Origin of the sequence: Serratia sp. JKS000199, from assembly GCF_900215455.1 — a bacterium.
GTDB classification, from domain to species: domain Bacteria; phylum Pseudomonadota; class Gammaproteobacteria; order Enterobacterales; family Enterobacteriaceae; genus Serratia; species Serratia ureilytica.
Genome location: NZ_LT907843.1, coordinates 3,158,869 through 3,177,201, shown reverse-complemented (window position 1 = coordinate 3,177,201; position 18,333 = coordinate 3,158,869). Strand labels below are relative to the sequence as shown.

Below are 18,333 nucleotides of genomic sequence, written 5' to 3'. Positions count from 1 at the left end.
GATGGCGGATGTGCAGGTTCTCTCAGGTTTGTCCTGTCAGCAGTTCATTAACGGTCAGCTTATCGACGGCGAAGGCCAGCAGGAATGCATCGTCAATCCGGCCAACGGCGAGACGCTGATCGCCCTGACCGAAGCCTCTTCGACGCAGGTCGGCAGCGCGGTAAAAGCCGCGCAGCAGGCGTTCAGCCACTGGTCGCGCACCACGCCGGCCCAGCGCGCCACGCTGTTGCTGCGCATCGCCGACGCCATCGAGCGGCAGGCGCCGCAGCTGGCGCAGCTGGAAGCCCTCAACTGCGGCAAACCGCTGCATCAGGCGCTCAATGACGATCTGCCGGCGGCGGTCGACGTGTTCCGCTTCTTCGCCGGCGCAGTGCGCACGCAGCAAGGGCAGCTGGCCGGTGAGTATGTGCCGGGCCACACCTCGATGATCCGCCGCGATCCCATTGGCGTAGTCGCCTCGATCGCCCCCTGGAACTATCCGCTGATGATGGCGGCGTGGAAGATCGCGCCGGCGTTGGCGGCGGGCAATACCGTGGTGTTCAAACCGTCCGAGCACACGCCGCTGACTATTCTGGCGCTGGCGCCGGCGCTGCAGGAGATCCTGCCGCCGGGCGTGCTGAACATCGTCTACGGCGGCGGGGAAGGGGTCGGCAGCCAGCTGGTGGGGCACCCGCAGGTGCGGCTGGTGTCGGTCACCGGCGATATCGTCACCGGGCAAAAAATTCTTCAGGCGGCGGCCAAAAGCGTCAAGCGCACCCATCTGGAGCTGGGGGGCAAGGCGCCGGTGATCGTCTGCGACGACGCCGATCTTGACGAAGTGGTCAACGGCATTCGCACCTATGGCTATTACAACGCCGGCCAGGACTGCACCGCCGCCTGCCGCATCTACGCGCAGGCCGGCATCTATCCCAAACTGGTGGACGCGCTGGGCGAGGCGGTCGCCAGCCTGCGCTTCGCCCGCAAGCGCGATCAGGACAACGAGATCGGCCCGTTGATAAGCAGCCGCCAGCGCGATCGCGTCGCCAGCTTTGTCGAGCGGGCGCTCAGCCAACCGCATATCGAATTGATCACCGGCGCCGCGGCGCACTCCGGGCCGGGATTCTACTATCAGCCGACCCTGCTGGCGGGCTGCCTGCAAAGCGACGAAATCGTGCAGCGCGAGGTGTTTGGCCCGGTGGTCAGCGTCACGCGCTTCGAGCATCTGGCGCAGGCGGTCGAATGGGCCAACGACTCGGAATACGGGCTGGCTTCGTCGGTATGGACGCAAAATATCGATCGGGCGCTGCACATCGCCGCCCATCTGCAGTACGGCAGCACCTGGATCAACACCCATTTCACCTTGGCGAGCGAGATGCCGCACGGCGGCCTGAAACGCTCCGGCTACGGCAAGGATCTGTCCAGCGATTCGCTGCAGGATTACAGCGTTGTCAGGCACGTAATGGCGAAGTTCAAAGCCAGCTTCTAGCGGTTCTATAAAGCAAAATCGGGCGGCAGCCGTTCCCTGCCGCACACAGATACGCAACACAGGGGTAATTACGATGAGAAAAACTACCGCAGTCACCACCACCGTCTCCGCGCTCTGTCTCACCGTGCTGTGCGGCCTGGCTCAGGCGGCCGATCTGCCGCAGTCGCTGGGCAAAGGCGAAGGCCGGCTGGACATCATCGCCTGGCCCGGCTACATCGAACGCGGCCAGTCCGACAAAAACTACGACTGGGTCACCCAGTTTGAGAAGCAAACCGGCTGTGCGGTGAACGTGAAGACCGCCGCCACCTCCGATGAAATGGTCAGCCTGATGGCCAAGGGCGGCTACGATCTGGTGACCGCCTCCGGCGACGCCTCGCTGCGCCTGATCTTCGGCAAGCGGGTGCAGCCGATCAACACCGCGCTGATCCCGAACTGGAAGAACATCGATCCGCGCCTGCTGAACGGCGCCTGGTATACCGTGGACGGCAAAACTTACGGCACGCCGTACCAGTGGGGGCCGAACCTGCTGATGTACAACACCAAAACCTTCCCGACGCCGCCGGACAGCTGGGCGGTGATCTTCCAGCAGCAGAACCTGCCGGACGGCAAGAGCAACCAGGGGCGGGTGCAGGCTTACGACGGCCCGATCTACATCGCCGACGCGGCGCTGTTCCTGAAGGCCACCCAGCCGCAGCTCGGCATCAGCGATCCTTATCAGCTCAACGAAGAGCAGTATCAGGCGGCGCTGAAGCTGCTGCGCAGCCAGCACGCGCTGATCCACCGCTACTGGCACGACACCTCGGTGCAGATGAGCGACTTTAAAAACGAAGGCGTGGTGGCCTCCAGCGCCTGGCCGTATCAGGCCAACGCCCTGAAGGGCGAGGGGCAGCCGATCGCCACCGTGTTCCCGAAAGAGGGCGTGACCGGCTGGGCGGACACCACCATGCTGCATACCGATGCCAAGCACCCGAGCTGCGCCTACCAGTGGATGAACTGGTCGCTGGAGCCGAAGGTGCAGGGCGACGTGGCGGCCTGGTTCGGGTCGGTGCCGGCTTCACCGGCGGGCTGCAAGGCCAGCGCGCTGTTGGGTGAGAAGGGCTGCGAAACCAACGGCTTCAACCAGTTCGACAAAATCGCCTTCTGGAAAACGCCGCAGGCGCAGGGCGGCAAGTTCGTGCCGTACAGCCGCTGGACCCAGGATTACATCGCCATCATGGGCGGCCGCTAAGCCGCGGGGGCGCGGCTCGCTGCGCCCGAATCACATCAGTATGGAGCACAGAAAATGACCATTGCCGTGCAATTCATCGATGTTTCGCGGACTTTCGGCGATGTTCGCGCCGTGGATCGGGTATCCATCGACATTCAGGACGGGGAATTTTTCTCCATGCTCGGGCCATCCGGCTCGGGCAAAACCACCTGCCTGCGCCTGATCGCTGGCTTTGAACAGCTGACTTCCGGCTCGATTCGCATTCACGGTCAGGAAGCTGCCAACCTGCCGCCGTATCAGCGCGACGTGAACACCGTGTTTCAGGATTACGCGCTGTTCCCGCACATGTCGGTGCTGGAAAACGTCGCCTACGGCCTGATGGTGAAGGGCGTCGCCAAACGCGAGCGGCTGGCGCGGGCGCAAGAGGCGCTGGAGAGCGTGGCGCTCGGTTTCGTTGCCGAACGCAAACCGGCGCACCTGTCGGGCGGCCAGCGTCAGCGCGTGGCGTTGGCGCGCGCGCTGGTCAATCGGCCACGGGTGCTGCTGCTGGACGAGCCGCTCGGCGCGCTGGATCTCAAGCTGCGCGAGCAGATGCAGGGTGAGCTGAAGAAGCTGCAGCGTCAGCTGGGCATCACCTTTATCTTCGTCACCCACGATCAAAGCGAAGCGCTGTCGATGTCCGATCGGGTGGCGGTGTTCAATAACGGCCGCATCGAACAGGTGGATACGCCGCGCGAACTTTACATGCGGCCGAAGACGCCGTTCGTCGCCGAGTTCGTCGGCACCTCCAACGTGGTGCGCAGCGAGCTGGCGCAGCGCCTGCTCGGCGAAAGCCGAACCTTCTCGATCCGGCCGGAACATATCCGCCTGCTGGAGCACGGCGGCGCGGCGCAGGACGAGATCCAGGTGCAGGGCACGCTGCAGGAAATCCATTACCAGGGCGCGGCCACGCGGTATGAAATCGCGCTGAACGGCGGCGAAAAGCTGCTGGTCAGCCAGGCCAATCCGCAGTGGATCGCCGAAGGGCAACAGCGGCAGATCGGCCAGCCGATCGTCGCCTGCTGGCCGCGCGCGGCGATGGTGCCGCTGCTGGAGGAGAGGTGAGATGGACATGAGCATCGATTCCCCCCCGGCGCGCGGCGGTACCGTGCGCGCGCTGTCGACCTGGCTCTATCGCCGGCCGACGCTGTATCTGCTTTTGCTGCTGGTGCCGCCGCTGCTGTGGTTCGGCGCGGTGTACCTCGGTTCGCTGCTGACGCTGCTGTGGCAAGGATTTTACACCTTCGACGATTTCACCATGGCGGTGACGCCGGATCTGACCTTCGCCAACCTCGCGGCGCTGTTCAACCCGGCCAACTACGACATTATCCTGCGCACGCTGACCATGGCGGTGCTGGTGTCGCTGGCCAGCGCGGCGCTGGCGTTCCCCATCGCCTATTACATGGCGCGTTACACCAGCGGCCGCGTCAAGGCGTTCTTTTACATCGCCGTGATGATGCCGATGTGGGCCAGCTATATCGTCAAAGCCTATGCCTGGACTTTGCTGTTGGCGAAAGACGGCGTGGCGCAGTGGTTCCTGCAGCACCTGGGGCTGGAGCCGCTGTTGGCGTCGCTGCTGACGGTGCCCGGCGTCGGTGGCAACACGCTGTCGACCTCGGGGCTGGGGCGTTTTCTGGTGTTCGTCTATATCTGGCTGCCGTTCATGATCCTGCCGATCCAGGCGGCGCTGGAGCGCCTGCCGCCCTCGCTGCTGCACGCTTCGGCGGATCTGGGCGCCCGGCCGGCGCAGACCTTCCGCCACGTCATTTTGCCGCTGGCGGTGCCGGGCATCGCCGCCGGATCGATCTTCACCTTTTCGCTGACGCTGGGCGACTTTATCGTGCCGCAGCTGGTGGGGCCGCCGGGCTATTTCATCGGCAGCATGGTGTACGCCCAGCAGGGCGCGATCGGCAATATGCCGATGGCCGCGGCCTTTACGCTGGTGCCGATCGTCCTGATCGCCATCTATCTTTCCATCGTCAAACGTCTGGGGGCTTTCGATGCACTCTGAACGCGCGCCCTTAGGGCTGAAGCTGGCCGCCTGGGGCGGACTTGTCTTCCTGCATTTCCCGTTGGCGATCATCGCCATCTACGCCTTCAACACCGAGGACGCGGCCTTCAGCTTCCCGCCGAAGGGCTTCACGCTGCACTGGTTCAATGTCGCCGCCGGGCGGCAGGACATTATCGATGCGGTGCTGCTGTCGGCGCAGATCGCCTGCCTGGCGACCGCCATCGCGCTGGTGCTCGGCACCCTGGCGGCGGCGGCGCTGTATCGGCGCGATTTCTTCGGCAAGGACAGCATTTCGCTGCTGTTGCTGCTGCCGATTGCGCTGCCGGGGATCGTCACCGGCCTGGCGCTGCTGGCGGCGTTCAAGGCGCTGAACATCGAGCCCGGCATCCTGACCATCGTCGTCGGCCATGCGACGTTCTGCGTGGTGATCGTGTTCAACAACGTCATCGCCCGGTTCCGCCGCACCTCGTACAGCCTGATCGAAGCGTCGATGGATCTCGGCGCCGACGGCTGGCAAACCTTCCGTTACGTGATCTTGCCGAACCTCGGCTCGGCGCTGCTGGCCGGCGGCATGCTGGCGTTTGCGCTGTCGTTCGACGAAATCATCGTGACCACCTTTACCGCCGGCCACGAGCGCACGCTGCCGCTGTGGCTGCTGAACCAGCTCGGCCGCCCGCGCGACGTGCCGATCACCAACGTGGTGGCGCTGTCGGTGATGCTGTTGACCATGCTGCCGATCCTCGGCGCTTACTACCTGACCAAAGGTGGAGAAAGCGTCGCCGGCAGCGGCAAATAATTTCCTTACCCGACCTCTGATAAAAGGATAACCCTATGCAAAGCCAACTGTTGATTGACGGCCAACTGGTGAATGGCCAGGGCGCGACCCAGCCGGTGTATAACCCGGCGACCGGCGAAGTGATCGCGCAGGTGGCGGAGGCCAGCCCGGAGCAGGTCGATCGCGCGGTGCTGGCGGCGGACGCCGCGTTCGCCGCCTGGGGGCAAACCACGCCGAAGGAGCGCGCCGAGCATCTGCTCAAGCTGGCGGATCTGATCGATGAGCATGCCGAGACCTTCGCCAGGCTGGAGTCGCTCAACTGCGGCAAGCCTTATCACTGCGTATTGAATGACGAACTGCCGGCGGTGGCCGACGTGTTTCGCTTCTTCGCCGGGGCCAGCCGCTGCCTGACCGGCATGGCCGCTGGCGAGTATCTGGCCGGGCACACTTCGATGATCCGCCGCGATCCGCTCGGCGTGGTGGCTTCGATCGCGCCGTGGAACTACCCGCTGATGATGGCGGCCTGGAAGCTGGCGCCGGCGTTGGCGGCGGGCAACTGCGTGGTGATCAAGCCTTCTGAGCAGACGCCGCTGACCACCTTCAAACTGGCCGAACTGGCCGCCGGGCTGTTCCCGCCGGGCGTGCTCAACGTGCTGTTCGGGCGCGGCGCCGGCGTGGGCGATCGGCTGACCGGGCATGACAAGGTGCGCATGGTGTCGCTGACCGGGTCGATCGCCACCGGCGAGCACATCATCGCCCACACCGCCGCCGGCATTAAGCGCACCCATATGGAGCTGGGCGGTAAGGCGCCGGTGCTGGTGTTCGACGATGCCGATCTGCAGCAGGTGGTCGACGGCATTCGCGGTTTCGGCTTCTACAACGCCGGGCAGGATTGCACCGCCGCTTGCCGCATCTACGCGCAGAAAAGCATTTATCCCGAGCTGGTCAAGCGGTTGGGCGAGGCGGTGGCCAGCCTGAAGATCGGCGCGCCGGACGACGAGAGCACCGAGCTGGGGCCGTTGATTACCGCCCAGCATCTGGAGCGGGTGGCCGGTTTTGTCGAGCGAGCCAAAGCGTTGCCGCACGTACAGGTGGTGACCGGCGGCGAGAAGGTGAAAGGGCCGGGCTACTACTTCCAGCCGACGCTGTTGGCGGGCGCGCGCCAGGACGATGAGATCGTGCAGCGCGAAGTGTTCGGCCCGGTGGTGACGGTGACGCCGTTCGACGACGAAGAGCAGGTGCTGGCCTGGGCGAACGAATCCAATTACGGGCTGGCGTCGTCCGTGTGGACCCGCGACGTGGGCCGCGCGCATCGCTTAAGCGCCCGCCTGCAATACGGCTGCACCTGGGTGAACACCCACTTCATGCTGGTGAGCGAAATGCCGCACGGCGGCCAGAAATTGTCCGGCTACGGCAAGGATATGTCGATGTACGGGCTGGAGGATTACACGGCCATTCGTCATGTGATGTTCAAACATTGATTTTACAGTAATTATCCGCACAATAGCGCGGCCTTCGAGCCGGCTCCGGCCGGCTGATGATAATAAAAATTGAAAGGAAGCCTATATGGGTATCACCAGACGCGATTTTCTCAACGGAGTGGCGATCACCATCGCCGCCGGGTTGACGCCGCTGCAAATCTTGCGCGCGTCGCCGCAAACCGCTAATCAAGCCCTGTACTATCCGCCGGCGCTGACCGGGTTGCGGGGCAACCATCCGGGCTCGTTCGAGCATGCGCACCAGTTGGGGCGCGACGGCAAAACCTTTGATTTCGGCAGCGTACCCGCCGTTGAAGAGTTCGATCTGGTGGTGGTGGGCGCCGGCATCAGCGGGCTGGCGGCCGCCTGTTTCTGGCAGCAACTGAAAGGCGAGCGGCAGCGCATTCTTTTGATCGACAACCACGACGACTTCGGCGGCCACGCCAAGCGCAACGAGTTCAACAGCGACGACGGCATGCTGCTCGGCTACGGCGGCAGTGAATCGCTGCAGTCGCCGCGTTCCAACTTCAGCCCGGTGGCGATGGGGCTGCTGCGCAAGCTCGGCGTCGATATCGACCAACTGGAACAGGCTTTCGACACCACCTTCTACCCGGATTTGAATTTGAGCCGCGGGGTTTACTTCGATCGCAAGAACTTCGGCGTCGACAAGGTGGTGAGCGGCGATCCGGGGCGCACGGTGGCGGACGACATTCCGCGCGATCGGCTCAACGGCCGCTCTTATGAAGCGTTCATCGGCGATTTCCCGCTGCCGGAAAGCGATCGCCAGGCGCTGATCGCGCTGCACACGGTGGAGAAGGATTATCTGCCGGAGATGACGCTGGAGCAGAAGGTCGAATGGCTCGACACCCACAGCTACACCCAGTTCCTGCGCGAGAAGGTGGGCCTGAGCGAGCTGGCGATCCGGTATTTCCAGCAGACCACCAACGATTTCCAGGCGGTGGGCATCGATGGCACCTCGTGCAGCGATGCGCGTATTTGCGATCTGCCGGGCCTGAACGGCATGAATCTGCCGCCGCTGGACGAAGAGTCGCAGGCGGATCTCGACGATCCTTACGTGTTCCACTTCCCGGACGGCAACGCCACGCTGGCGCGCCTGATGGTGCGCCAGCTGATCCCGACGGTGGCTCCGGCCGGCAAGGACATGAACGACGTGGTGCTGGCTAAATTCGACTACAGCCAGCTCGATCGGCCGGAGTCGCCGGTGAAGCTGCGCTTGAACAGCACCGGGCTGCACGCGGCCAACGTCGGCGACAAGGTGGAAGTCACCTACATGACCGGCGAGAAGATGACCAAAGTGCGCGCCGGGCAGGTGGTGATGGCCGGCTACAACATGATGATCCCGTATCTGGTGCCGGAGATGGCGCACGAGCAGCAGGAGGCGCTGAAGCAGAACGTCAAGGCGCCGCTGGTGTACAGCAAGGTGGTGATCCGCAACTGGCAGCCGTTCATCAAGCTGGGCGTGCACGAGGTCTATTCGCCGGCCGCGCCGTACAGCCGCGTGAAGCTGGACTATCCGGTGAGCATGGGCGGCTATCAGCACCCGCGCGATCCGGATCGGCCGATCGGCCTGCATATGGTGTATGTGCCGACGCTGCCGGGCAGCGGCCTCAGCACGCGCGAACAGTCGCGCAAAGGGCGCGCGCTGCTGCTGGGCACGCCGTTCGAAGTGCACGAGCAGATGATCCGCGAACAGCTGCAGGGCATGCTGGGCGAGGCCGGTTTCGATCATCAGCGCGACATTCAGGCGATCACCGTCAACCGCTGGTCGCACGGTTACTCCTACTTCCTCAACGGGTTGTTTGACGACGAAGACGAAGCCAAGAAAATCATCGAAACGGCGCGGCAGCCGATCGGCAAGATCGCTATCGCCAACTCCGATGCCGACTGGAGCCCGTACGCCAACTCGGCGATCGATCAGGCGTGGCGTGCGGTTAACGAACTGGCCTATGGCAAGGTTGCCGCCAAGGAGGGAGCATGAGTCTGCGTTCGTTGTACCTGTTGAGCCTGTTGGCCGCCGGCGGCTCGGCCCAGGCGATGTCGGCCGGGGAATACGTCGCCAAAGCCGGTGACTGCACCGCCTGCCATACCGCGCCGGGCGGCGCCGAATTGGCGGGCGGCATGAAGTTCCCGACGCCGCTCGGGGCTATCTACGCCACCAACATCACGCCGGACAAGCTGCACGGCATCGGCGCTTACTCGTTCGAAGAGTTCGATCGCGCCATGCGTCAGGGGATCGCCAAAGACGGTCACCGGCTTTATCCGGCGATGCCGTACACCTCGTACGCCAAAATGAGCGCGGAAGACATGCGCGCGCTGTATGACTATCTGATGAACGAGGTGCCGGCGCAGAACGTCGCCAACCGCGCCAGCGACATCAGCTGGCCGCTGTCGATGCGTTGGCCGCTGGCGGTGTGGAACCAGCTGTTCCACGACGACCAGCCGTATCAGGCCGATCCGCAGCAAAGTGCCGAGTGGAACCGCGGCGCCTACCTGGTGCAGGGCGCGGGCCACTGCGGCAGCTGCCATACGCCGCGCGGTTGGGCGATGCAGGAGAAGGGGCTGGACGGTAAGGAACCGGTGTTCCTGAGCGGCGCCGAGCTGGACGGCTGGTACGCTTCCAACCTGCGCGGCCTGCCGCCGGAAGAGGTGACGGCGCTGCTGAAAACCGGCCGCAGCCGCCATGCGGCGGTCGCCGGGCCGATGAGCGAGGTGGTGGCCCACAGCACGCAGTACCTCAGCGACGGCGATCTGAACGCCATCGCGGTGTACCTGCGCAGTCTGGCGCCGGGCCCCGTCGCCGGGGCCGCCTCGAAGGCTGCGCAGGCGGATAACCCGAGCGGCAAGGCGACCTATGCGATGTACTGCTCGACCTGCCACGGCAATAAGGGGGAGGGCACTGACTTCGCCATTCCGGCGCTGGCGGGCAATGCCACGGTAACGGCGGACAATCCGCTGACCGCGCTGCGGGTGGTGCTGGAGGGGGCGCATACGCCGATCACGCAGCAGGCGATGGCGTTTGACATGCCGGCTTATGGCTGGGCGTTGAACGATCGGCAGGCGGCCGATCTGATGAGCTACCTGCGGGGAAGCTGGGGCAACCAGGCGGCGCCGGTGACGGTGCAGCAGGTGCAGGACGCGCGCCAACTGCAGGCGAAATAAAGAGGGAGCGCGGTCTGACGGCCGCGCTCCGCAAGCATTACAGCACCTTATGTGGGCCGAAGCATTCGTAGTGGATGCGTTCGGCCTCTACGCCCATCTCCAGCAGCTGTTTGCCCACGAACTGCATGAAGGCCACCGGGCCGCAGAAGTAATAGTGCATCTGCGGATCGGCCAGGCTGCCTTGCAGCGTGCTCAAATTCATCAATCCGCGGCTGTGGTAGTCGCGGCCTTCCACGTCATCGGCGCCCGGCTCGCGGTACCACACATGGCGGCTAAGATTCGGCATGCGCCCGGCAATATCCGCCACTTCCTCGGCAAAGGCATGCACGCTGCCGTTTTCCGCCGCGTGCAGCCAGTGGACCTGCGCCTGGTGTTGATTGTCGTGCAGGCTGTTGAGCATGCCGAGCATCGGGGTTTGGCCGACGCCGGCGGAGATCAGCGCCACCGGCGTGGTCGGCGCCACGTCGAGGAAGAAGTCGCCGTGCGGCGGGGCGATGTCGATCACGTCGCCTTCCTGCGCCTGCCGGTGCAGGTAGTTGGACACTTTCCCCTGATCTTCGCGCTTCACCGCGATGCGGTAGAACTCGCCGTTTGGCGAGGCGGTCAGCGAGTACTGGCGAATTTCCTGATGCTCCAGGCTGTCGTGCTTGATGTAGACCGCCAGGTATTGCCCCGGTTTGAAGTCCGCCACCCGGCCGCCGTCCACCGGCGCCAGCACGAAGCTGCAGATCACGTCGCTCTGCGGCTGTTTCTTCAGGATGCGGAATGCGCGCAGATCGCGCCAGCCGCCGTTGTCGGTTTCGCTCTGCTGATAAATCTGCTCTTCACGCTGAATAAACACGTTGGCCAGCACGCCGTAGGCTTTGCCCCAGGCGTCCAACACTTCCTGACCCGGGCTGAACATTTCGTCCAGCGTCGCCAGCAGGTGGCCGCCGACGATTTGGTACTGCTCCGGCTGGATATTGAAGCTGGTGTGCTTCTGCGCGATGCGCTCCACCGCCGGCAGCAGCGCCGCCAGGTTCTCGATGTTGGCGGCATAGGCGCAGATGGCGTCGAACAACGCCTGACGCTGATCGCCGTTGCGCTGGTTGCTCATGTTGAAAATGTCTTTCAATTCCGGGTTGTGCGCGAACATGCGATCGTAAAAGTGGGCGGTCAGCTTCGGCCCGGTCGCAGCCAGCAGGGGAAGGGTGGATTTAACGGTGGCGATGGTTTGGCTATCCAGCATGGGAGCGCTCCTTGGGTTGGGATCTTGACGAGAATTTTAATGATGCATTTTAAATGCATCTTATTGAGTTCCACGCCGCTTGTAAATACCCTTGTTTTCGTTGCGGTGTTCTTCCGGCGTCGATCGCGCTCACAGAACATGAAAAAAGCGCATCGTTCGCATGAGGAAATGTCCGTTGATAAACGGCGGCGTTTAGCGGATCAAAGCCTTGCGCCGCCTTATGCCAATCGTTTGCGTAAAAACCTCTGTCAAGACCTATCTTCGGTGGGGCGAAACGGTTTACACTGTGGCCCAGAACCCAAACGGGTAGTTATTTGGTGATTTTTTAGTTAGCTGATTTAAGTCAGGAGATGCCGGATGTTAAAGCGTGAAATGAACATTGCCGATTACGATGCGGAACTGTGGCGTGCCATGGAGCAGGAAGTGGTGCGTCAGGAAGAGCACATCGAGCTGATCGCGTCTGAGAACTACACCAGCCCGCGCGTGATGCAGGCTCAGGGTTCCCAGCTGACCAACAAATACGCTGAAGGCTATCCGGGCAAGCGTTACTACGGCGGCTGCGAATACGTGGATATCGTTGAGCAGCTGGCTATCGACCGCGCCAAAGAATTGTTCGGCGCCGATTACGCCAACGTGCAGCCGCACTCCGGCTCCCAGGCTAACTTCGCCGTTTACACCGCGCTGCTGCAGCCGGGTGACACCATTCTGGGCATGAACCTGGCGCACGGCGGCCACCTGACCCACGGTTCCCCGGTTAACCTGTCCGGCAAACTGTATAACGTGGTGCCTTACGGCATCGACGACAAAGGTCAAATCGACTATGACGATCTGGCCAAACAGGCGCAAACCCACAAGCCGAAAATGATCATCGGCGGCTTCTCCGCTTACTCCGGCGTGGTTGACTGGGCCAAAATGCGCGAAATCGCCGACAGCATCGGCGCTTATCTGTTCGTCGACATGGCGCACGTGGCCGGCCTGATCGCCGCCGGCGTGTACCCGAACCCGGTACCGCACGCGCACATCGTCACCACCACCACCCACAAAACCCTGGCGGGCCCGCGCGGCGGCCTGATCCTGGCGAAGGGCGGCGACGAAGAGCTGTACAAGAAGCTGAACTCCGCCGTGTTCCCTGGCGGCCAGGGCGGCCCGCTGATGCACGTGATCGCCGGCAAGGCGGTGGCGCTGAAAGAAGCGATGGAGCCTGAGTTCAAGGTTTACCAGCAGCAAGTGGCGGTCAACGCCAAGGCGATGGTGGACGTGTTCCTGCAGCGCGGCTACAAAGTGGTCTCCGGCGGCACCCATAACCACCTGTTCCTGCTGGATCTGGTCGACAAAAACCTGACCGGTAAAGAAGCGGACGCCGCCCTGGGCCGTGCCAACATCACCGTCAACAAAAACAGCGTGCCGAACGATCCGAAGAGCCCGTTCGTCACCTCCGGCGTGCGTATCGGCACCCCGGCCGTGACCCGTCGCGGCTTCAAAGAAGCCGACGTGCGCGAACTGGCCGGTTGGATCTGTGATGTGCTGGACAACATCAACGATGAAGCCACCATCGAACGCACCAAGAAGAAAGTGCTGGATATCTGCGCCCGCCTGCCGGTTTACGCATAATCCCGCTTTTGCCTGAAAAAACCCGCTGCGGCGGGTTTTTTTGTGGCCGCTCGCGGCAAACTGTGAGCTGTCTGGCACTCTAACGCATTGACGTGGAATGAAGATTGCGGGCAGGTGTGAGCTCTGTCAAAGTATTGCCCTCACTCCGGAGGGATCATGGTTCTGCAATCCACGCGTTGGCTCGCGCTCAGTTATTTCACCTACTTTTTTTCCTACGGCATTTTCTTACCGTTCTGGGGCGTGTGGCTGAAAGGCGAGGGCATCGCGCCCGAAACCATCGGCATATTGCTCGGCGCCGGTTTGGTGGCCCGCTTCCTCGGCAGTTTACTGATTGCTCCCCGCGTTAAAGATCCCTCTCATCTGGTTTCCGCGCTGCGCCTGCTGGCGCTGCTGACCCTGGCTTTCGCGGTTGGCTTCTGCTTCGGCAACGGCTGGGGCTGGCTGATGCTGGTGATAGCGGGGTTCAACCTGTTCTTCTCGCCGCTGGTGCCGCTGACCGACGCGCTGGCCGCCACCTGGCAAAAGCAGATCCGCATGGACTATGGCCGGGTGCGGCTGTGGGGCTCGCTGGCGTTCGTCATCGGCTCGGCGCTGACCGGGCAACTGGTGGCGGTGTGGGGCCATAACGCCATTCTCTACAGCCTGATCCTCAGCGTGCTGGCGATGCTGCTGGGCATGCTGCTGAAGCCGAGCGTGATGCCGCAGGGCGAAGCGCGCACGCACGGCGGGGCCGAGCGTTCGCTGTGGGCGCTGTTGAAAGAAGGGCCGGTGTGGCGCTTCCTGCTGTGTGTCACGCTGCTGCAGGGTGCGCACGCCGGCTACTACAGCTTCGGCTCCATTTACTGGCAGGAGGCGGGCTATTCGGCCTCGACCATCGGTTATCTGTGGTCGCTGGGCGTGGTGGCGGAAGTGATTATTTTCGCCAGCAGCAACGTGCTGTTCCGCCGCTGGAATGCGCGCAACCTGCTGCTGCTTTCCGCCTGTTGCGGCGTGTTGCGCTGGAGCCTGATGGCCTACAGCACCGAGCTGGGTTGGCTGCTGCTGATCCAAATCCTGCACTGCGGCACCTTCACCGTGTGCCATCTGGCGGCGATGCGCTTTATCGCCGCGCGCCAGGGGCAAGAGGTGATCCAACTGCAGGCGGTGTATTCGGCGCTGGCGATGGGCGGCGGTATCGCCGTCATGACGGTCATTGCCGGGTTCCTGTTCGAACATTGGCAGGGCGGGGTGTTCTGGGTGATGGCGGCGGTCGCGGTGCCGGCCTTGTTCATCCGGCCGCCGGCGGTCAGCGTCAGCCGGTGATTAAGGGGCTTCCAGCAGCGCGCGGATGGCCTGGCGCTGGCGGTTTTCCAGCGGCAGTTCGGTATAGATCAGCGGCGGGTGTGGAGCGCTGTGCACCGCCGCGTAGGGGGTGATCACCAGCGTGACGCCCTGCGGCGCTCCGCCGCACAGATAGTCGCTCAGCGGCAGATACTTGATGTTCAGCGGCAGCAGCGTGAGCTCGCGGATCTGATATTCCACTTCCTCTTCCAACTGCGGGTTATCCAGCGTCAGCAGCAGCACCTGTTTTTCCTGCAGCGCGTTGTCCTGCATCAGCCAGGCGCCGAAGCTGATGGCCACCAGGCCCGCCTCCTCGTTGGAAAAATGCACGCCGTACTCCTGCTCCAGCGGTTTCAACGCTTCCTGCGTGGTGCGCATCAGCCGCGGGTATTTGCGCACCACTTCTTCCAGCAGCATATTGTCGATGCCGATGGCGAAACGGCAGCGCTCCAGCGCCGGCGCCAGATGGGCGAACAGCTGGCTGACCAGCTCCGCCTTGCTGCTGAAAGCCATGCCGGACAGCTGCTGGAACCGCTCGACCATGCTGTCGATCGCCGTCATCAACCGCTGCTCATGCGCCGAGTCGTTGCTGTGGTAGCTGTGGCTTTTCAACAGGGTGAAGGTCAGCGCCAGGAAATCGCGCTCGTCCGCGTGCGGCGGCTGGTTAAACAGCCGGTTGCAGGTCTGATGCAGCCAGGCGGCGGCTTGCTGCTCCGGTTTTTGCCGCAGCCAGTCGCGCTGAACGGCGTCGAAACACGGGTGTTGCTGCAGGCGGTTTTGCCAGGCGCAGTAGAGCAGATAATGCTGCAGGAATTGGCGGTCGCGCGCGTCAAAGTGACGATTGAGCAGCGGCTCGCAGGCGTCGAGCGACTGGGCCAACAGCGATGTCAACTCGGCATCGGCCGCCAGCGCTTGCCGCAGGCGCGGGGCGAAATCGTCTTCGACGAACCGCGGGCTGCAGCGCAGGGTGCGCCTTAGCCAATGGAGCAGGCACAGGCGTTGGTTGAGCGCGCTGCCCCTCAATCGGTAGCCATGGTCGGGATCGACGGCGATCTCCAGATGGTGGAAACGCTGGATTTCACTGGCCACCTCGGCTATATCTTGCCGGGTTATCGGGGGGGCGACGCCATTGATTCGGCTGAGGGTCTCCAGCTGTAACTCGGGCTCCGGCGTGTACAGCATCAGCAGCAGATGGCAGCGCCGTTGTTGTCCGGAGAGCTCAGGCACGGGAGAGGTGTCCAGGCTCATATCACCTTCCGGCATAAAAGGTTGCGATTATGCCTAAGCATAGCAAAAGGCTTTGTGCCGGCAGGGTTAACGCGCGGCTTTTACTTCGGCTTACAACTTTCGTCACAAATATCGCCGGCAGAGGCGGGCCGTTCGACATTTATTTGTGTTACGTTATAACAAATATAGGTAAAGCAGGATAATGATGAAGTTACGTCGACTTTTGGCTGCCTTTGGCGCCGTGTTCAGCGCCGGTGCGATCGCGCATCCGCACAGCTTTATCGATATGAACACCACCTTCGTCGCCAAGGATCAGCGGTTGGTCGGCCTGAAAATGGTGTGGGTGATGGATGAAATCACCTCGGCGGATCTGCTCTACGATGCGAAAAACGCCAAGAGCGATTCGGAAGTGTGGAAAAAGCTGGCGGCGGAAGTGATGGCCAACGTGCTGGGGCAGCACTATTTCACCGACCTTTACCGCGACGGCAAGCCGGTGAAATACCTGAACTTGCCCAGCGAATATCACCTGTCGCGCCAGGGCAACCAGGCGGTACTGGAGTTCGTGCTGCCGTTGGCCGAGCCGCAGCCGCTGGCGGGCAAGCCGTTCGAGCTTTCTACTTACGATCCGACTTATTTCGTGGATATGACCTATAAAGACCAAAATGCGCTGCATTTGCCGCCGGAGATGGCGCAGCAGTGCAGCTACAAGCTGATGACGCCGAAGCCGAATGCGTCGCTGCAGGCCTATGCGCTGTCGCTCGACAAGAACGACTCGCCCGGTGAAGACCTGGCGCTGGGGCAGCAGTTCGCCCAGCGGGTGACGCTGCAATGTCGCTGAATCTCTCGCAACCGACGATAAACCGGCGCCACTGGGCTTTCGGCCTGTGGCCGCTGCTGCCGTTCACGCTGGCGCTGGCGGCCGCCGCGCTGCTGGCGTGGCACTATTGGCCGCAGCTGCTGATGCAGAGCGTGGTATGGCAAAAAGCGCTGCACCAGCAGATGGCGGGGTTGTTGCAACAGGTGAAGGCCGCGCCGCAGCAGGCAGGGTTGGCGCTGACGCTGTTCAGCCTCGGCTATGGCGTTTTGCATGCGCTCGGCCCCGGCCACGGCAAAGTGGTGATCGCCACCTATCTGGCCACTCACCCGGCGCGGCTGAAAAGCAGCCTGAAGCTGACCTTCGCCGCTTCGCTGGTGCAGGGCGGGGTGGCGATCGCGCTGGTCACGCTGATGCTGGTGATATTGCAGCTCTCTTCGCGCCAGCTGCACCAAAGCAGCTTCTGGCTGGAGAAGGGCAGCTTTATTTTGGTGATGTTGCTTGGCGTGTTGCTGAGTTGGCGCGCGCTGAAACGTCTGTTTGCGGCGATCAAGGCGATGCGCCCGGCGCCGGCGCTGCGCATTAACAGCCTGACGCCGCTGACGGCGGAGCATGTGCACAGCGCCGATTGCGGCTGCGGCCACCGGCATCTGCCGAGCGACAGCGAGCTGCAGGCGGGAAGCGATTGGCGCACCCAGACCGCCATCGTGCTGGCGATGGGCATGCGTCCCTGTTCGGGGGCGATTTTGGTGCTGCTGTTCTCCAAGGTGATCGGCGTGTTCGGCTGGGGAGTGATCTCCGCGCTGGCGATGGCGTTCGGCACGTCGTTGACCATCTCCATGCTGGCGCTGCTGGTGCATTACAGCCGACGGCTGGCGGTGCGCCTTAGCCGCTCGCGTGCGCCCGCCGCCTGGAGCGCGGTGGCCTGGGGATCGTTGGCGCTGGCCGGGGGCCTGATCCTGTTGGCCACCGGGCTGTTGCTGTACGTCAGCGCGCAGCCGGAATTCGGCGGCGGCATCCGCCCCTTCTCCCGCTGACGGGCATAAAAAAAGCGCTGCATCGGCAGCGCTTTTTTCGATTCGCTTCTGGCGATTAACGCTTCAGCGCTTCGCTCAGTTCTTCGCGCATGGTGGCCAGCATGGCTTTCACGACGCGCGGGTTGCCTGCTACCACGTTGCCGGAGCTGAAGTGGTTGTGGCCGCCGACGAAGTCGGTGACCAGGCCGCCGGATTCACGCACCAGCAGTTCGCCCGCGGCGAAGTCCCACGGCTTCAGGCCGATTTCGAAGAAACCGTCTACGCGGCCGGCGGCCACATAGGCCAGATCCAGCGCAGCGGAACCGGTGCGGCGGAAGTCCGCACACTGGGTGAACAGCTTGCCGACGATGTTGATGTAAGGCGTTGCGTGCTGTTTGACTTTGAACGGGAAGCCGGTCGCCAGGATGGTGCCATCCAGATCTTTGGCGTTGGTGCCGCGCAGACGGTAACCGTTGAGCTGGGCGCCCTGACCGCGCGTGGCGGTGAACAGTTCGTTGCGCATCGGATCGTAAACCACGGCCACTTCAGTGCGGCCTTTGATGCGTACGGCGATGGAAACGGAGAAATGAGGGAAACGTTTGATGAAGTTTGCAGTGCCATCCAGTGGATCGATCACCCATTGCACATCGCGATCTTCGCCGATCAGCTCACCGCGTTCTTCGCTCACGATACTGTGTTGCGGATAAGACTTGCGGATGACGTCGATGATCAGATGCTCTGCATCGCGATCGACGTTGGTGACGAAGTCATTGGTCCCTTTCTGGCTCGCTTCTACAGCGTCCGGGGTTTCGTAGTTTTTGGCAATCAGGTTACCGGCCTTGCGCGCAGCGCGCACGGCGATAGTCAGCATCGGATGCATGGGTATCTTCCAACTAGGATGTTAAAGAACAGGAAACGGCGCGAAGTATAGCAGCTGTTCGGCAAATTGCCTACGGCTGTGT

15 protein-coding genes are annotated in these 18,333 nt (G+C 63.0%); 12 read left to right on the top strand and 3 right to left on the bottom strand.

Going from position 1 to position 18,333, the window contains the following annotated elements; translation table 11 throughout:
- Position 1 precedes the first annotated feature (1 nt).
- The 8 genes from CPH57_RS15125 to CPH57_RS15090 all read left to right on the top strand — a co-directional run bounded on the left by CPH57_RS15125 (position 2) and on the right by CPH57_RS15090 (position 10,155).
- Entirely contained in the window at positions 2 to 1,465 is a 1,464-nt protein-coding gene (locus tag CPH57_RS15125; RefSeq protein WP_089195085.1) for a gamma-aminobutyraldehyde dehydrogenase, read from the top strand.
- 73 nt (positions 1,466 to 1,538) lie between these two features.
- Positions 1,539 to 2,693, top strand: a complete 1,155-nt coding sequence (gene ydcS / locus CPH57_RS15120; protein WP_033644107.1) for a putative ABC transporter substrate-binding protein YdcS — start codon at positions 1,539 to 1,541, stop codon at positions 2,691 to 2,693.
- A gap of 54 nt (positions 2,694 to 2,747) precedes the next feature.
- Positions 2,748 to 3,776: an ABC transporter ATP-binding protein gene (locus CPH57_RS15115; RefSeq protein ID WP_033651579.1), complete on the top strand. Its 1,029-nt coding sequence runs from the start codon at positions 2,748 to 2,750 to the stop codon at positions 3,774 to 3,776.
- Between the two features lies 1 nt (position 3,777).
- Positions 3,778 to 4,722 carry an ABC transporter permease gene (locus CPH57_RS15110; protein WP_016929775.1) on the top strand — a complete coding sequence of 315 codons (945 nt, stop codon included), beginning with the start codon at positions 3,778 to 3,780 and terminating at the stop codon, positions 4,720 to 4,722.
- Complete coding sequence (locus CPH57_RS15105; RefSeq protein ID WP_016929774.1) at positions 4,712 to 5,518, top strand: ABC transporter permease; 807 nt, start codon at positions 4,712 to 4,714, stop codon at positions 5,516 to 5,518. Before CPH57_RS15110 ends, CPH57_RS15105 begins: the two co-directional genes overlap by 11 nt.
- 35 nt (positions 5,519 to 5,553) lie before the next feature.
- Positions 5,554 to 6,978: an aminobutyraldehyde dehydrogenase gene (gene patD / locus CPH57_RS15100; RefSeq protein ID WP_033651578.1), complete on the top strand. Its 1,425-nt coding sequence runs from the start codon at positions 5,554 to 5,556 to the stop codon at positions 6,976 to 6,978.
- An 85-nt stretch (positions 6,979 to 7,063) separates the two neighbouring features.
- On the top strand, positions 7,064 to 8,974 hold the full coding sequence (locus CPH57_RS15095) for an FAD/NAD(P)-binding protein (protein ID WP_096242496.1): 1,911 nt from the start codon (positions 7,064 to 7,066) through the stop codon (positions 8,972 to 8,974).
- Positions 8,971 to 10,155 carry a cytochrome c gene (locus tag CPH57_RS15090; protein WP_089195084.1) on the top strand — a complete coding sequence of 395 codons (1,185 nt, stop codon included), beginning with the start codon at positions 8,971 to 8,973 and terminating at the stop codon, positions 10,153 to 10,155. Before CPH57_RS15095 ends, CPH57_RS15090 begins: the two co-directional genes overlap by 4 nt.
- A 37-nt stretch (positions 10,156 to 10,192) precedes the next feature.
- On the opposite strand, the gene hmpA is transcribed toward CPH57_RS15090, so the two are convergent.
- Complete coding sequence (hmpA, locus tag CPH57_RS15085; RefSeq protein WP_089195083.1) at positions 10,193 to 11,383, bottom strand: NO-inducible flavohemoprotein; 1,191 nt, start codon at positions 11,381 to 11,383, stop codon at positions 10,193 to 10,195.
- 357 nt (positions 11,384 to 11,740) lie between these two features.
- Here hmpA and glyA point away from each other — a divergent pair, with 357 nt between their 5' ends.
- Together glyA and CPH57_RS15075 are read left to right on the top strand one after the other, a co-directional pair.
- Positions 11,741 to 12,994 carry a serine hydroxymethyltransferase gene (gene glyA, locus CPH57_RS15080; RefSeq protein WP_025303922.1) on the top strand — a complete coding sequence of 418 codons (1,254 nt, stop codon included), beginning with the start codon at positions 11,741 to 11,743 and terminating at the stop codon, positions 12,992 to 12,994.
- 156 nt (positions 12,995 to 13,150) lie between these two features.
- Positions 13,151 to 14,296 (top strand): 3-phenylpropionate MFS transporter, encoded by a 1,146-nt coding sequence (locus CPH57_RS15075; protein WP_046897760.1) that lies wholly within the window; start codon positions 13,151 to 13,153, stop codon positions 14,294 to 14,296.
- Here CPH57_RS15075 and csiE read toward each other — a convergent pair whose 3' ends face one another.
- Positions 14,297 to 15,562, bottom strand: a complete 1,266-nt coding sequence (csiE, locus tag CPH57_RS15070; RefSeq protein ID WP_033651573.1) for a stationary phase inducible protein CsiE — start codon at positions 15,560 to 15,562, stop codon at positions 14,297 to 14,299.
- 181 nt (positions 15,563 to 15,743) lie between these two features.
- On the opposite strand from csiE, the gene CPH57_RS15065 reads away from it, so the two are divergent.
- Entirely contained in the window at positions 15,744 to 16,379 is a 636-nt protein-coding gene (locus CPH57_RS15065; RefSeq protein WP_046687657.1) for a DUF1007 family protein, read from the top strand.
- Positions 16,370 to 17,392 (top strand): nickel/cobalt transporter, encoded by a 1,023-nt coding sequence (locus tag CPH57_RS15060; RefSeq protein ID WP_096242495.1) that lies wholly within the window; start codon positions 16,370 to 16,372, stop codon positions 17,390 to 17,392. Before CPH57_RS15065 ends, CPH57_RS15060 begins: the two co-directional genes overlap by 10 nt.
- 55 nt (positions 17,393 to 17,447) lie before the next feature.
- On the opposite strand, the gene suhB is transcribed toward CPH57_RS15060, so the two are convergent.
- Positions 17,448 to 18,251: an inositol-1-monophosphatase gene (suhB, locus tag CPH57_RS15055; protein ID WP_033644096.1), complete on the bottom strand. Its 804-nt coding sequence runs from the start codon at positions 18,249 to 18,251 to the stop codon at positions 17,448 to 17,450.
- Positions 18,252 to 18,333 lie beyond the last annotated feature (82 nt).

What these genes read in the sequence shown, in the direction of transcription:
- CPH57_RS15105 (WP_016929774.1), top strand. Translation starts at nt 4,712, where the DNA reads ATGCACTCTGAACGCGCGCCCTTAGGGCTGAAGCTGGCCGCCTGGGGC.
- CPH57_RS15095 (WP_096242496.1), top strand. Translation starts at nt 7,064, where the DNA reads ATGGGTATCACCAGACGCGATTTTCTCAACGGAGTGGCGATCACCATC.
- glyA (WP_025303922.1), top strand. Translation starts at nt 11,741, where the DNA reads ATGTTAAAGCGTGAAATGAACATTGCCGATTACGATGCGGAACTGTGG.
- patD (WP_033651578.1), top strand. Translation starts at nt 5,554, where the DNA reads ATGCAAAGCCAACTGTTGATTGACGGCCAACTGGTGAATGGCCAGGGC.
- CPH57_RS15115 (WP_033651579.1), top strand. Translation starts at nt 2,748, where the DNA reads ATGACCATTGCCGTGCAATTCATCGATGTTTCGCGGACTTTCGGCGAT.
- CPH57_RS15090 (WP_089195084.1), top strand. Translation starts at nt 8,971, where the DNA reads ATGAGTCTGCGTTCGTTGTACCTGTTGAGCCTGTTGGCCGCCGGCGGC.
- hmpA (WP_089195083.1), bottom strand. Translation starts at nt 11,383, where the DNA reads ATGCTGGATAGCCAAACCATCGCCACCGTTAAATCCACCCTTCCCCTG.
- CPH57_RS15060 (WP_096242495.1), top strand. Translation starts at nt 16,370, where the DNA reads ATGTCGCTGAATCTCTCGCAACCGACGATAAACCGGCGCCACTGGGCT.
- ydcS (WP_033644107.1), top strand. Translation starts at nt 1,539, where the DNA reads ATGAGAAAAACTACCGCAGTCACCACCACCGTCTCCGCGCTCTGTCTC.
- CPH57_RS15065 (WP_046687657.1), top strand. Translation starts at nt 15,744, where the DNA reads ATGATGAAGTTACGTCGACTTTTGGCTGCCTTTGGCGCCGTGTTCAGC.
- CPH57_RS15075 (WP_046897760.1), top strand. Translation starts at nt 13,151, where the DNA reads ATGGTTCTGCAATCCACGCGTTGGCTCGCGCTCAGTTATTTCACCTAC.
- CPH57_RS15110 (WP_016929775.1), top strand. Translation starts at nt 3,778, where the DNA reads ATGGACATGAGCATCGATTCCCCCCCGGCGCGCGGCGGTACCGTGCGC.
- suhB (WP_033644096.1), bottom strand. Translation starts at nt 18,251, where the DNA reads ATGCATCCGATGCTGACTATCGCCGTGCGCGCTGCGCGCAAGGCCGGT.
- csiE (WP_033651573.1), bottom strand. Translation starts at nt 15,562, where the DNA reads ATGAGCCTGGACACCTCTCCCGTGCCTGAGCTCTCCGGACAACAACGG.
- CPH57_RS15125 (WP_089195085.1), top strand. Translation starts at nt 2, where the DNA reads ATGGCGGATGTGCAGGTTCTCTCAGGTTTGTCCTGTCAGCAGTTCATT.